Annotated in this window: 9 protein-coding genes; 1 reads left to right on the forward strand and 8 read right to left on the reverse strand. The window is 72.1% G+C overall.

What is annotated here, in order from left to right; translation table 11 throughout:
• The 8 genes from AB0H32_RS41060 to AB0H32_RS41095 form a co-directional block, all read right to left on the reverse strand.
• Positions 1 to 1,441, reverse strand: a 1,441-nt coding sequence (locus tag AB0H32_RS41060) for a polyketide synthase (protein WP_361132354.1), incomplete at its 3' end; no start/stop codon positions are given.
• A gap of 207 nt (positions 1,442 to 1,648) precedes the next feature.
• Positions 1,649 to 2,725, reverse strand: a complete 1,077-nt coding sequence (locus AB0H32_RS41065) for an HAD-IIIC family phosphatase (protein ID WP_361132357.1) — start codon at positions 2,723 to 2,725, stop codon at positions 1,649 to 1,651.
• On the reverse strand, positions 2,718 to 3,881 hold the full coding sequence (locus tag AB0H32_RS41070; protein ID WP_361132360.1) for an acyl-CoA dehydrogenase family protein: 1,164 nt from the start codon (positions 3,879 to 3,881) through the stop codon (positions 2,718 to 2,720). Before AB0H32_RS41070 ends, AB0H32_RS41065 begins: the two co-directional genes overlap by 8 nt.
• Positions 3,874 to 4,161: a phosphopantetheine-binding protein gene (locus AB0H32_RS41075; protein WP_361132363.1), complete on the reverse strand. Its 288-nt coding sequence runs from the start codon at positions 4,159 to 4,161 to the stop codon at positions 3,874 to 3,876. Before AB0H32_RS41075 ends, AB0H32_RS41070 begins: the two co-directional genes overlap by 8 nt.
• Complete coding sequence (locus AB0H32_RS41080; RefSeq protein ID WP_361132366.1) at positions 4,158 to 5,024, reverse strand: 3-hydroxyacyl-CoA dehydrogenase family protein; 867 nt, start codon at positions 5,022 to 5,024, stop codon at positions 4,158 to 4,160. The genes AB0H32_RS41075 and AB0H32_RS41080 overlap by 4 nt, the downstream gene beginning before the upstream one ends.
• 80 nt (positions 5,025 to 5,104) lie before the next feature.
• Positions 5,105 to 8,527, reverse strand: coding sequence for a condensation domain-containing protein (locus AB0H32_RS41085; protein ID WP_361132368.1), 3,423 nt, complete (start codon positions 8,525 to 8,527; stop codon positions 5,105 to 5,107).
• 5 nt (positions 8,528 to 8,532) lie between these two features.
• A complete protein-coding gene (locus tag AB0H32_RS41090; RefSeq protein WP_361132371.1) occupies positions 8,533 to 9,369 on the reverse strand; it encodes a hypothetical protein in 837 nt (278 codons plus the stop codon).
• A gap of 115 nt (positions 9,370 to 9,484) precedes the next feature.
• Positions 9,485 to 13,648 (reverse strand): SDR family NAD(P)-dependent oxidoreductase, encoded by a 4,164-nt coding sequence (locus AB0H32_RS41095; protein ID WP_361132374.1) that lies wholly within the window; start codon positions 13,646 to 13,648, stop codon positions 9,485 to 9,487.
• An 81-nt stretch (positions 13,649 to 13,729) separates the two neighbouring features.
• Here AB0H32_RS41095 and AB0H32_RS41100 point away from each other — a divergent pair.
• On the forward strand, positions 13,730 to 14,108 hold a 379-nt coding region (locus AB0H32_RS41100), incomplete at its 3' end, for a hypothetical protein (RefSeq protein ID WP_361132377.1).

Genomic DNA, 14,108 nt, shown 5'->3' on the forward strand with positions numbered 1-14,108 from the left:
CCGCACGCGCCGCGGCGGCAGCGTCTGCCACCGCAGGCGCCGTGGCAGTGGCGGCTGGCGCCACGGGCGCCGTGGCCGTGGCGCCCGTCTCGGCGGCCTCGGCGGATGGTGCTTCCTCGAGGATGACGTGGACGTTGGTTCCGCTGATCCCGAACGCCGACACTCCGGCGCGGCGGGTGCGTTCTCCGGCCGGCCACGGCCTGGGTTCGGTCAGCAGCCGCACGTCGCCGGCCGTCCAGTCCACGTGCGGCGACGGCTCGCCGGCGTGGAGCGTCGCCGGCAGCCGGCCGTGCCCGAGGGCGAGCACCATCTTGATCACACCGGCCACACCTGCGGCCGCCTGGGTGTGTCCGAGGTTCGACTTCACCGAGCCCAGCCACAACGGCTCCTGCCCGGCGCGCTCCTGGCCGTAGGTCGCCAGCAGCGCCTGGGCCTCGACCGGGTCGCCGAGCCGGGTGCCGGTGCCGTGTGCCTCCACGGCGTCCACGTCCGCCGCGGCAAGTCCGGCGTTGGCCAGGGCGCGGCGGATGACCGCCTGCTGGGCCTGGCCGTTCGGGGCGGTCAGGCCGTCGCTGGCGCCGTCGGAGTTGGTCGCCGATCCGCGCAGCACGGCCAGTACGGGGTGGCCGTTGGCCTGGGCGTCGGAGAGGCGCTCCAGGACGACGAGGCCGACGCCCTCCGACCACACGGTCCCGTCGGCCGCGGCCGAGAAGGGCTTGCACACGCCCTCGGGGGACAGTGCGCGCAGTCCGCTGAAGGCGACGAAGTTGCCGGGTGTGGCCATCACGGAGACGCCGCCCGCGAGGGCCAGCGAGCATTCGCCGTGCCGCAGGGCCTGTGCCGCGAGGTGGATGGCGACCAGGGAGCTGGATGCGGAGGTGTCGACCGTGATCGAGGGTCCGTGCAGTCCGAGCAGATAGGAGATCCGGCCGGACATCACGCTGGTCGTCGTGCCGGTGAGCAGGTAGCCCTTAACGCTCTCGGGCGCCTCCTGGAGCCTGGGGCCGTACTCCCTGGGCTCGGCGCCGACGAACACGCCGGTCCTGCTGCCGCGGATCGCGGCCGGGGGGATGGCGGCGCGCTCCAGTGCCTCCCAGGAGGCTTCGAGCAGCAGACGCTGCTGGGGATCCATCGCCAGCGCCTCGCGCGGCGGGATGTTGAAAAAGCTCGCGTCGAATTCGGCGGCGTCCTCCAGGAATCCGCCCCGGGTGAGGTATGTCTTGCCGGCGCTCTCGGGGTCCTCGCCGTAGAGGGATTCGAGATTCCAGTTCCGGTCCGTGGGGAAGTCGGTAATGGCCTCCCGCTGCTCGACCAGGAGTTTCCACAGGCCCTCGGGTGAGCGGACTCCGCCAGGGTATCGGCAGCTCAGTCCGACGATCGCCAGGGGCTCGGCGCCGTCTGCCGCGATGTCCTTCGGGGCTGGCCCATGAGTCTCGTTCACAATTCCCTCGGCATTCCTGAGGTCGAGTGAGATACCTGGTAAAGAGTCTTCCGCCAAGGAAAGGGTCGGCTGCGCAAAAGGGGCGCGCCGGAGCCGGCGACGGCCAGGATATGGGCTGGTCCACCCGGTGGACCACGTGTTCAACCGTGGTGGTGCTTCGGTTGAGCGGTGCGCCATATCCCGGCCGGTTGCGGAACCTCGTGTCCGTTACGCCTCGGCCAGTTCGGGCGAGGTGAGCCGCATGGTGGTGGGCGCCTCGCGCGGGGTGGCGAGCAGGTGCAGGCGCTGGACGCCCTCTTCGCCGGGTGCGGGAAGCGTGGTCAGACAGGCGCAGGACTCGTCGGTGAAGCCGGCGAACCGGTAGGCGATGTCCATCATGCGGTTGCGGTCGGTGGGCCGGAAGTCCGCGACGAGGTGGGCGTCGGCCCTGGCCGTCTGGTCGATGAGCCAGTTGAGGATGACCGCGCCGGCTCCGAAGGTCACCACGCGGCACGAGGTCGCGAGGAGCTTGAGGTGCCACAGGTCCGGGTGCCGTTCCAGGAGGATCACGCCCACGGCGCCGTGCGGTCCGAACCGGTCGGTCAGAGTGACGGTGAGGACCTCGTGGTCCGGGTCGGCCAGCAGGCCGCGCAGGGTGGCGTCGGAGTAGTGCACCCCGGTCGCGTTCATCTGGCTGGTGCGCAGGGTCAGTTCCTCGACCCGGGACAGGTCCTCCTGGTCGGCGCGCTTGATCTCCATCACGAGGTCGAGGGTGCGCAGGAAGTCCTCGTCGGGGCCCTTGAAGGTGTCCTTCTCGGCGTCCCGGCGGAAGCCGGCCTGGTACATCTCGCGGCGCCGCCGGGCGTCGACGGTGACGACCTCGGGGCTGAACTCGGGCAGTCCGGTCAGGGAGGTCGCCTGGTCGGCCGCGTAGCAGCGGACGTCGGGCGCGTGGTAGGTGACCTCGGCGCGCTCGGTGGGCAGGTCGTCGATGAAGGCGACGGTGGTCTGTGCGAAGTTGAGCCGGGCGGCTATGTCCTTGACCGCCTCGGACTTGGGTCCCCAGCTGATCCGTGGGTGGACGAAGTACTCGGCGAGGCCCAGCTTTTCGAGGTGCTGCCAGGCGAGGTCGTGGTCGTTCTTGCTGGAGACGGAGTGCAGGATGCCCCGGGAGTCGAGTTCGACGATGACGTCGCGGATTCCGGGGAACAGGTCGACGTTCGGGTCCTCCAGCAGCGTGCCGTCCCAGACGGTGTTGTCCAGGTCCCAGACCAGGCACTTCACGAGGGTTGGCTTGTCAGCCACGGGTCCTCCCACCAGCTTCACTCTCGTCAAGGGTCGTGTGTCGGCCGGAAGTCGACAGGGCGTGGTCCGCCAGGATCAACTGGCAGATCTCGTTGCTGCCTTCGATGAGTTCCATGAGTTTCGCGTCCCGGAAGGCGCGGGCGACGACGTGCCCGTCCTCGGCGCCGGCCGACCCGAGGAGCTGGACGGCGGTGGCCGCGCTGCGGGCGGCGTGGCCGGCGCTGACGTGCTTGGCGAGGACGGCCATGACGCCCATGTCCGGGGAGGCGGAGTCCCAGCATCTGCTGGCGTGTTCGCAGGCGCGCAGGGAGACCTGCTCGGCGATGAGCATCTCGGCCAGGTGTCCGCGGACGAGCTGGTGGTCGGCGAGCGCGACGTCGCCCTGCCTGCGGTGCCTGACATGGGTGCTCGCTGCGTCGAGGCAGGCGCGGAGGATGCCGACGCAGCCCCACGCGATCGACATGCGACCGTAGGAGAGCGCCGTGGTGAACAGCATCGACAGGGGCTGTCCGCCGCCGCCCAGCACGTGGGAGGCGGGGAGGCGGACGTTGTCGAGGCGGATGTTGGCGTGTCCGGCGGCGCGGCAGCCCATCGGGTGGGGCACCAGCTCGGTGTGCACGCCGGGTGTGTCGACGGGGACGATCGCGGCGGCGGCGCCGTCGCTGTCGCCGTGGCGGCCCACGATCAGGACGAAGTCGGCGTAGCGGGTGCCGGTGACCCACTTCTTCTCGCCGTCGACGACGAAGCCGTCCCCGTCGGGCCGGATCCGCGTCTGCATGGCCGCCAGGTCGCTGCCGGCTCCCGGCTCGCTGAAGCCGACCGCCGTGAGCTTCCCGCTGGTCAGCTCGGCGAGGAAGGTGCGCCGCTGGGACCGGTCGCCGAACCGCTGGATCGTCCAGGCCACGATGCCCTGGGAGGTCATGACGGAGCGCAGGGAGCTGCACAGGCTGCCTGCGTGGGCGGTGAGTTCGCCGTTGTCCTGGCTGCTGAGCCCGGGGCCGCCGTAGGTGGTGGGGACCTGGGCGCACAGCAGGCCCTGGGAGCCGAGTTTGCGCAGTACGTCCAGGGGCAGTTCGCCGGCGACGTCCCAGGCGGCCGCCCGGCTGCCGACGAGTTCGCCGATGACGGCGCGCTCGTCGGCCACTCGCTCAGGCATTATCGGCCGATTCCGCGTTCCGCAGCCGCAGGACCAGGCCGGTCATGGTCTGGACGGTGCGGAAGTTGTCGAGCTTGAGGTCCCCGCCGACGATGGCGATGTCGTACGCCTCTTCGAGGTGGACGACGAGCTGCATCGCGAACATGGAGGAGACGAGGCCGGACGCGAAGAGGTCCTGGTCCACCTCGACGGTGCTCTTGATGCGCTCGGCGAGGAAGTCGAGGAGCTCCTTCTCGAGGCTCTCGGCGGTGAGGGGAGAGGTTTCCTCTTCAACCGTCATGACGCGACCTTTCCGTAGTCGTAGAAGCCTCGTCCGGTCTTCCGGCCGAGGTGGCCGTCCTGCACCTTGGCGAGCAGGAGGTCACAGGGGCGGCAGCTCTCGTCGCCGCGGCGCTCGTAGAGCACGTTGAGTGAGTCGACCAGGTTGTCCAGGCCGATGAGGTCGCCGGTGCGCAGCGGGCCGGTGGAGTGGCCGAGGCAGCCCTCCAGCAGGCCGTCCACGGTCTCCACGGACGCGACGCCCTCCTGGACGAGCATGGCCGCGGTGTTGATCAGCGGGTGCAGCAGCCGGTTGATCACGAAGCCGGCCGAGTCCTGGATGACCAGGGACTCGCGGCCGAGGACGGTGAGCAGATCGGTGGCCGCTTCCAGGACGGCGGGGGCCGTGCGCGGGCCGCGGATGACCTCGACCATCTTGATCATGTACGAGGGGTTCATGAAGTGCACGCCGACGAGTTCCTCGGGGCGCGCGGCCCAGGAGGCCATCTCGTTGATCGGGATGCAGGAGGTGTTGGAGATCAGGGTCGTGCCGGGCCGGACGATCCCGGAGGCCGCGGTGAGGACCTTCTCCTTGACCTCGGCGACCTCGGTGACGGCCTCGATGACCGTGGTGGCGTCGGCGATGTCGGCGAGGGACACGGTGGTGGTCAGCGTGCCCTGGGGGCGGTCCGCCGGCAGCACGCCCATGAGCTGGGCGTGCCGCAGCTTCTGCTTGACGGTCCGGCGGGCCTGGTCCAGTACGGACTCGTCGACGTCCACCAGGACCACGGGGACGCCGTGGCCGATGGCGAGCGTCGAGATGTTCGTGCCCATCACGCCGGCGCCGAGGACGGCGAGGCGGTGCTCCTCAAAAGCAGTGCTCATAGATTCTTCCCTGCGGTTACGTGAGCCGATTCCTGACGGCCGGCCCGGTCACGGCGACGGGGCCGGCCCTGCCTCGCATGTCACGCGCGCACCCTCGCGGCGAGCGCGGCGGGGGTGGGATGCTCGAACACCTCGGTGAGCCCGAGGGACGTTCCGGTGAGTTCTTCGACCTTCTGTGCCAGTACGGCGGCGAGCAGTGAGTGTCCGCCGGCTTCGAAGAAGTTGGTCTGTGCGCTCGCCTCGGTGCCCAGGAGTTGTCCCCACATCTCGACGAGGTCGCGGACGAGTGCGTCGTCGGCCGCCGGGCCCTGCGGGCCGGGGCCCTGTTCGAGTGCCTTCTCGGCGAGCCGTACGAGAGCGCCCCGGTCGGTACGGCCGTCGGGGGTCCTGGGCAGCGCGTCCAGGGGGACGACCTGCCGCAGGGCGGCGGGGGCGGCGAGTCCGGCCTGTGTGTGCGCCAGCAGCCGCTGGGCGAGGCCGTCGGAGTCGTCGGCGGTCTCCGCGGCTCCGGTGGTCTCGGCAGTCCCGGTGGTCTCGGCAGTCCCGGTGGTCTCGGCAGTCCCGGTGGTCTCGGCGAAGGCGAGGACGACAGGTTCGCCGCCGGACGGTGTCACGGCCAGGGCCGCTGCCGCGGTCACCTCGCGATGGTCGAGCAGGAGCGCCTCGATGTCGCCGAGGTGGACCGGGCCGTCGCCGGTGACGATCCGGCGGCCGATGCGGCCGAACCGTTCGAGGGTTCCGTCGGGCCGCCAGCGGGCGAGTTCGCCGGTGCGGTGGTGGCGTCCGTACCGTTCATGGGCCGGGAACGCGGGGTCGTCCGGGGCGGGGGCAGCCGGGTCGGGGGCGTCCGGGTCGCCGAGGGCCAGTCCGGTCCCGGCGAGGCAGAGTTCGCCGCGCAGCCCGACGGGCAGTTCCCGTCCGTCGGGGGCGACGACGAAGGCCCGTGTGCGGGTGATCGGCCGTCCCCGGGTCACGGCGTCGGGGTCGGTCACCCGGCCCGACACGGCCCAGCCGGTGGTCTCGTCGGTGCCGTAGGCACAGTGCAGCCGGCAGCCGGCGGCGAGGAGCCGCTCGGCGGTCGCACGGGACATCTCCTCACCGTGGGCCAGGACGGTCAGGCCGTGCAGCCGGCCGGCCAGGTCCTCCACGATGCGGGCGGGGGTGCCCGGCGGGACGGTGACGACGGCCGCATGGTGGCGGGCAGCGGCTTCGGCGAGGGCGGGGCCGCCCGTTCGGGCCTCCTGGGGCACGATCACGGCCCGGCCTCCGGCGCTCAGCGCCAGGAAGAGGTCGAGGAGCGAGCCGAGCGTGGCGGGTGCGGCGAGTGTCAGGACGCCCGTGCCGGGTTCGACGCGGAGTTCGGCGGCGAAGTGGCGGACCGTGTCGGCGATCCCGGCGTGGCTCAGGAGGGTGGCGACCGGCTGCCCGTCGTCTCCGCAGGTGTGGATCAGACAGGCGGGTGCCGACGGGTCGAGGAGGTCGACCGGCACGGTGGACCCTGGTGCCGACGGGTCACGGAGGTCGACCGGCACGGTGGACCCTGGTGCCGACGCGGCGCGGGGGTCGACCGGCACGGTGGACCCTGGTGCCGGGGCGGTGTCCAGGGGCAGGACGGGGGGCAGTTCCGCGTCGGCGGGCAGTTGCGTGCCGGTGCCGGTGAGTACGGCTTTCGCCCCGGAGTGTGCGAGCTGCCGGGCGAGCCAGGTCGGGGCGTGTCCGGCGTCGAGCGGCAGACAGACGGCGCCGGCCCGCCAGACACCGAGGGCGGCGGCGGCCGCCTCGAGGCGGGGTACGGCGAGTGCCACCACGTCGCCCGCGCCGACACCGGCGCCGGCCAGCAGGGCGTGGATCGCGGCCGCGGTCTCGTCCACCTGCCGGTAGGTGGCGGTGTGCTCGCTGTCGGCCACGGCCTGGGCCTGGGGTGTGTTCTGCGCCCACGACCGGAACAGCGCGGGCACCGTGGGCCATTCGGCCGCGGCTGTGTCGTCGACCCGGTCGGAGGTGTCGCGGGCCCCGTCGGCGGTGTCGTCGGCTCGGTCCACCGGTTCGCCGACCGTGTCGGCGATGTCGTCGGCCCCCTTGGCGGTGTCACCGACCATGTCGGCGGTGCCGTTGGCCCCCCTGGCGGTGTCACCGACCATGTCGGCGGTGCCGTTGGCCCGGTCGACGGTCCGGCGGTCGGACTCGCTCCAGCCCGCCGTCTCGCCGAGCGGCCGCTCCGGGTCGTGGGCGGCCGCGACCAGCAGGGCGTCGAACCGGCGCAGCATCGCCTCGACGTCGGTGCGGTCCAGGGTCTCGGAGGAGTAGCGGAACGATATCTCCGCCTGGGAGGGCGTGCCGACCAGTTCGAGGTCGAACTTGCTGTAGGGGTTCTCGACCGTCAGCAGCCGGGCCGGCATGCCGTCGACCGACAGCTCGCCCGCGGGCGTTCCTGGCAGGAAGTTGAACAGGTGCCGGAAGAGCGCGGTCTGCCAGGACGAGCCGACCTCGGGGAGTTCCACGGTCAGCTCGTCGACGGAGGTGTTGGCGTGTGCCATGGCGCCGAGGAACGCGTCCCGGGCCCGCCGGGCGAGCGCGCGGAAGCCCTCGGCCAGGTCGACGCGGATCCGGATCGGGACGACGTTGACGTGGTATCCGATGGCGGAGGTGTGGGTTCCGCGGACGTCGACCGGTGAGCCGACGACGAGATCGGGGCCGGCGCCGTGCGACGCGAGGAGGGCGGTGTAGGCGGCGAGCATCACCGCGGCGACGGGTGTTCTGGCCACCCGCTGCAACTTCAGTACGGCGTGCTGGGCCTCGGGCGAGAGGGTGTGGCGCGCGATCTCACCAGTCATCAGCGGCTGGCGACTGCGCGGCCTGGCGCACCACAGGTCGAGGGCGCTCGGGGTGAATCCCTTCAAGGTCTCGCGCCAGTAGGCGAGATCGGCGGGCTGCGGCTCGGGCTCGGCGAGGGCCGGCGTCTGCGCGGTGGCTTCGGCGGGCACGGGCCGACCGGCCGCGACGGCGTCGTAGACCGGGATGAACGTCCGCAGGAAGAGGGCGGCGGAGATCATGTCGAACGTCAGGTGGTGCACGCCCACGCAGAGGATGTCGCCGTCCGGGCGGCCGGCCAGCCCGACTCTGACCAGGGGCCTGCCGTCGAGACGGAAGGGGCGGTCGACGAACGCGGTCAGGTCCTTCTCCAGCGATTCACCGGACAGGTCGATCGATTCGATCTCCGTCGTGAACTCGCTTGCGGGGACCACTTCCTTGAGCAGTTCCGCGCCGCTCGCGTGGAAGACCGTCCGCAGTACGTCGTAGCGGCTGAGGACCACGGCCAGGGCCGCCTTCAGCACGTCCGGCCGGAGCCGGCCGCCGACCTGGAGGGCGAGCCCCAGGTTGTTGATCCCGGTGTCCGGGACCAACTCCTCCATCAGCCACAGGGCCTTTTCCTTGTTCGTGGTCGCTGTTCTGGCGGTGGCCGGATCCGGGGACCGGGCGGGCACGCCCATCTCAGAGTTCATGACGATCAGAATTCGGCGTGGTCAAGAAGCGTGCGAACAGTGGAGTCGGCGCGCAGGAGGTCGGCGTGGCCGACGTCGAGCGAGATCCTCCGACCGAGCATCTCGGTGGCATTGACGGCGGTCGCCGCCCCGTTCTTCTCCAGGGTGGCGTAATCCGCCGAGGTAATGGCGAGGGAACGCTTCCAGATCTGCCCCGGGTCGATATCCACGGCAGCGGAAAGCCATGACATATACGTTTCGAAAAGCTGGACGACCTCGTCCCTGCGGGCGTCGGCGAGACCGATCCGGCTGAACGCGGTGGACGCTATCTCCCGGTAGAGTCCGACGATCTCGATGGCGGCGTCCGCAATGCCGATCGAGGGGGTTCCGACGATCTCGGCGGCCCTCTTGCGGGCCCGTTCCCCCTCTTCCTCGGAGAATACCGGACCGGCCAGGCCGACCATCTTGTTGATTTCGGCGGCGAGCAGCTGGATGTCGGTGACCTGCCCGTCGAAGAGGATCACCTTCGGCTCGGTGCTCTGCCAGCGGGTCAGGCGCTGTGCGATCTCGGCCGCGTAGACACCGCCGAGACAGTAGCCGAGCACGGCCACGACCTCGTACTTCTCCCAATCCCCGTCCCGCGTCCAGTACTCGGTGTAGAAGTCACCGGCCGGACGCTCGGACGGGCGCAGGGCGGGAAGCCTGGTCTGCATGACACCGTACGCGGACCAGACCGGTCCCATTTTGGCCACGAGGTCCTCGAACCCCGCCTCTCGGCGCCCGACCGCAGGGAAATCGACACAGAGAACAAGACGGTTCGACGTGGGGGCCGAGATGACGCTCCACGATCCTTCGTTCGGCACTTGTTCATCCCATCAACGGAGTCGGGCGGGGCAATCACAGTCCACCGAAACCGGTTGGACGCTAGCATGATCCGGACTTCCGGGGGAACCCATGCATATCCCCCGGACCACCGTCCTAGGACGTCGCCGACAGCTCGCTCAGCAGGAAGTCCGAGATGGCTTCCGGCATATAGAGGTCGTAGACAAATCCCTCCGGCAGTTTAAGCCCAGTCTGCTCGTTTATCCTTTCCCGCAGTTGAACAGCGGACATAGACGTCATTCCCATCTCAAAGACGTCACCGGTGGGGTGGACCGGATCCACGGACGGGTAGCCGAGCATCTCGGCGATCTCCTTCCGGACCAGTTCGAGCATCAGCTCGCGCTGCTCGGGCTCGCAGAGACCGGCCAGCTGCCGTACCCAGCCGAGTGCCTCGGGCCCGGCCGTGGACTCACCGCCGGCATCCGGCGCGTCGCCGAGCGGCGCCAGCTCGCGTTCCCGCTGCCGCCAGGTGGAGAGCTTCGCCAGCACCGTGCCCAGCGGCATGTCCTCCCGCAACGGCTCGTCCATGCCCAGCATCCCGGCGAGGGCGGCCATGTCCCCCTGCTCCAGCACGGTCCAGAACTGCTGCTCGCCCGGGGACGCCGAGCCGGCCGCGGCCGGGTCGGCCACGGGCTTCGGGGCGGGTGCCGCGGGCCAGTACCGCTGCCGCTGGAACGCGTACGTGGGCAGGTCGACCGTCCGCCCGCCGCCCAGGACCGCGGCCCAGTCCACGGCGGTCCCGCCGGTGTGAACGGCAGCCAGGGCGGCGAGGAACGTCCGCAGGGGGGCCTCCCCCGGGCGCAGCGTCCCGGTGACCGTGGCTCCGCTCCCGTCCCGCAGGCCCTTGTCGTCCAGCGTGCGCGCGACCGCCCCGGTCAGCACCGGTTCCGCGCTGATCTCGATGCAGGCGCCGAACCCGCCCTCGGCCAGGGCGTCCACCAGCTCCTGGACGGGCACGGTCTCCTGCGGGCTGCGGCACCAGTGGGCGGCGTCCATGCCTGCGCCGTCGGCCCAGGCCAGGTCCCGGGTGGAGAACACCGGTACGGTCCCCGCCTGCGGGCGGATCGCGGACAGTTCCTCGCCGTCCGGCTCCTCCCCGGCCGCCGTCCGGCCGGTCAGCACCACGATCCTGGCCGCGTCGGCCGGCGACAGCACGCCGGCCACCTGCGCGGCCGCGACCTCACCGACGGCGTGCCCGGCGACCGCCGCCGGGTGCACGCCGGCCGAGCGCCACAGCGCGGCGAGCGACACCATCACGGCCCAGGCGACCGGCTGCAGGACGTCCGGGCGGTCGAGGGCCGGGCCGTCCTGCCCGGCGCGCACCACCTCGGTCAGCTTCCAGTCCGCATACGGGGCCAGGGCCTGTTCGCACTCGGCCATCCGGGCCGCGAACACCGGTGCCTCGTCCAGCAGTTGCGCGGCCGAGCCGATCCACCCGGACTCGCTGCCGGAGCTACCGGGGCTACCGGGGCTACCGGGGCTACCGGGGCTACCGGGGCTACCGGGGCTACCGGGGCTACCGGGAAAGACGAACACCGTCTTCCGGTCCGCCGCGGCGGTACCGGTCAGCACGTCCTTGGCCTGCACGCCCGCGGCGACCAGGGCCAGCCCGGCGAGCAGACCGTCGCGGTCCTCGCCCAGCACGACCGCCCGGCGGTCGAACAGCGTACGCGTCGTGGCCAGCGAGAACCCCACGTCCACCGGGTCCAGGTCCGCTCGCGCAACGAGGAGTTCGCGCAGCCGCCCGGCCTGGGCCCGCAGCGCCTCGGTGGTCCGCCCGGACAGCACCCACGGCACCGCCGCCGGGGCCGTCCGCGGCCCCGCCGGCACGTCGTTCACGGTCGGCGCGGGGGCCTCCTCCACGATGACGTGCGCGTTGGTGCCGCTGATCCCGAACGAGGACACGCCCGCCCGCCGCGGCCGCGCTCCGGCCTGCCACGGCAACGGCTCGGTCGCCAGCCGCACGTCGCCCGCCGCCCAGTCCACGTGCGGCGTGGGCTCGTCCACGTGCAGGGTCGCCGGCAACCGGCCGTGCTGCAGCGCCAGCACCATCTTGATCACGCCCGCCACACCGGCCGCCGCCTGCGTGTGCCCGATGTTCGACTTCACCGAACCCAGCCACAACGGCCGCTCCTCCGACCGCCCCTGACCGTACGTCGCCAGCAGCGCCTGCGCCTCGATCGGGTCACCCAGCGTGGTGCCCGTACCGTGCGCCTCCACTACGTCGACCTCGTCCGCGCGGACCCCGGCGTTGGCCAGCGCGGCGCGGATCACCCGCTGCTGGGAGGGGCCGTTCGGCGCCGTCAGGCCGTTCGACGCACCGTCCTGGTTGACCGCGCTGCCGCGCAGCACCGCCAGGACCCGATGCCCGTTGCGCTGCGCGTCCGACAGCCGCTCCACCACGAGCATGCCCGCGCCCTCGGCAAAGCCGGTGCCGTCCGCCGCGGCGGCGAACGCCTTGCACCGTCCGTCCGGCGCAAGACCCCGTTGCCGGGAGAACTCGACGAACGTCCCGGGCGTCGCCATGATCGTCACACCTCCGGCCAGCGCCATTGAGCACTCACCGGACCTGAGCGCCTGCGCGGCCAGGTGCAGGGCCACCAGAGCCGACGAACACGCGGTGTCGACCGTCATGGTCGGCCCCTCCAGGCCGAACGTGTACGCGAGCCGCCCGGACAGGATGCTGGTCGCGATGCCGGTCATGAGGTGGCCCTCCAGCTCGGCACTGCCCTCCGCCAGCACACTCATCTCGTAGCCGGACGTGTACCCGCCCACGAACGCACCGGTCTGGCTGCCGCGCACGGAGGCGGGGTCGATCCCGGCCCGCTCGAAGGCCTCCCAGGACAGCTCCAGCAGCAGCCGCTGCTGCGGGTCCATCGCCAGCGCCTCACGCGGGCTGATCCCGAAGAACCCGGCGTCGAACTCGCTCGCGTCCGCGACGAACCCACCCGCCTGGGTGTACGAGGTCCCCGTGTGAGCGGCGTCCGCGTCGTACAGGCCCTCCAGGTCCCAGCCTCGGTCCGCGGGGAACGCCGAGATCGCGTCCTGCCCGTCGGCGAGCATGCGCCAGAGGTCCTCCGGACCGGTCACACCGCCCGGGAACCGGCAGCTCATCCCCACGATGGCGATGGGCTCGTCGTGGGCCGCGGCCCCGACCGGGACCGGAACGCCCGCACCCTCGGCAGGCTCCCCGCCGAGCCGGCCGCGCAGGTGCACGGCGAGCGCGATCGGGTTGGGGTAGTCGAACACCAGGGTGGCGGGCAGGCGCAGCCTCGTCGCCGTGCCGACCCGGTTGCGCAGCTGGACGGCGGTGAGCGAGTCGAAGCCCAGGTCGGTGAAGGCCCGGCCCGGCTCGACGGCGTCGGCGGACGCGTGGCCCAGGACGGCGGCCACGTGCGCGCGCACGAGGTCCAGCAGCATCTGGTCGCCGTCCGCGGCGGGCAGCGCCGCGAGTTGCTGCCGCAGCGAGTCCGAGCCCGATCCGCCGGAGGCGGCGGTCCGCCGGGCCGGTCCGCCGGCCAGCGCCCGCCACAGCGGCGGGATCTCACCGCCGCGAGCCGCCTGTGCCCGCAGCCCGGCCAGGTCCAGCCGGGCCGGCACCAGCAGCGCCTCGTCGCGGGCGAGCGCCAGGTCCAGCAGGGCCAGGCCCTCGGCCGCGCTCAGCGCGGTGGTCCCGGACCGGGTCATCCGGGCCCGCTCGGCATCGGAGAGCTGCCCCGTCAGGCCGCTGACGTCGGCCCACAGGCCCCACGCCAGCGACGTCCCCGGCAGACCGGCGGCGCGGCGCTCGGCCGCCAGCGCGTCGAGGAACGCGTTGGCCGCCACGTAGTTGCCCTGACCGGGCACACCGAACGTCGCCGCCGCCGAGGAGAACAGCACGAAGTGCTCCAGGTCCATGCCCTGGGTGAGCCGGTGCAGATGCCAGGCGGCATCGGCCTTCGGCCGCATCACCGTCGCCACCCGCTCCGGGGTCAGCTTCGCGATCGTCCCGTCGTCGAGGACACCGGCTGCGTGGACGACGGATCCGAGCGGGCGCTCGGCCGGGATCGTCCCGAGCAGCGCGCCCAGCGCCTCCCGGTCCGCCGCGTCACAGGCGACCACGTCGACCGACGCGCCCAGCTCAGCCAACTCCGCCGCCAAAACGGCCACATCGGCGGCGGCCGGACCCGAACGGCTGGTCAGCACCAGTCCGGAGGCCCGCCCGGTGGTCACCAGGTGCCGGGCCACCAGCCCGCCCAGCGTGCCCGTGCCTCCGGTCACCAGAGCCGTCCGAGCGGGCCGCGGACCCGACGGCTGTTCAACTGCCGCCGGCAGACGGGCGGGACGGGTCAGCCTCCGGCCGTGGGCCACCTTGCCACGGACCGCCAACTCCGGCTCACCGGAGTCCAGTACGGACGGCAGGACGGCGGCCGTCTGCACGCTGGTGTCACCGGCCGGGAGGTCGACCAGGACCAGCCGGCCCGGGTTCTCCGACTGCGCCGAACGCAGCAGACCCCAGACGGAGGCCGCCGCAAGGTCCGCCACCCGCTCGCCGGCAGAGGCAGCCACACCACCACGGGTGACCACCACCAACTGGGCCGACTCCAGCCGCTCCTCACCCAGCCACTCCTGGGCCAGACCAAGAACCTCGCCGGTCGCATGCCGAGCAGCCTGCGCCGCATTGCCACCAGCACCCTCACCACCCGCGCACACCAGCACCACCCGCGGGTCGACCTCACCC

Source organism: Streptomyces sp. NPDC020362, assembly GCF_040642095.1.
Classification (GTDB): Bacteria; Actinomycetota; Actinomycetes; order Streptomycetales; family Streptomycetaceae; genus Streptomyces.

Coding starts and splice junctions, on each gene's coding strand:
- AB0H32_RS41085 (WP_361132368.1), bottom strand. CDS start 8,527: ATGAACTCTGAGATGGGCGTGCCCGCCCGGTCCCCGGATCCGGCCACC.
- AB0H32_RS41070 (WP_361132360.1), bottom strand. CDS start 3,881: ATGCCTGAGCGAGTGGCCGACGAGCGCGCCGTCATCGGCGAACTCGTC.
- AB0H32_RS41080 (WP_361132366.1), bottom strand. CDS start 5,024: ATGAGCACTGCTTTTGAGGAGCACCGCCTCGCCGTCCTCGGCGCCGGC.
- AB0H32_RS41075 (WP_361132363.1), bottom strand. CDS start 4,161: ATGACGGTTGAAGAGGAAACCTCTCCCCTCACCGCCGAGAGCCTCGAG.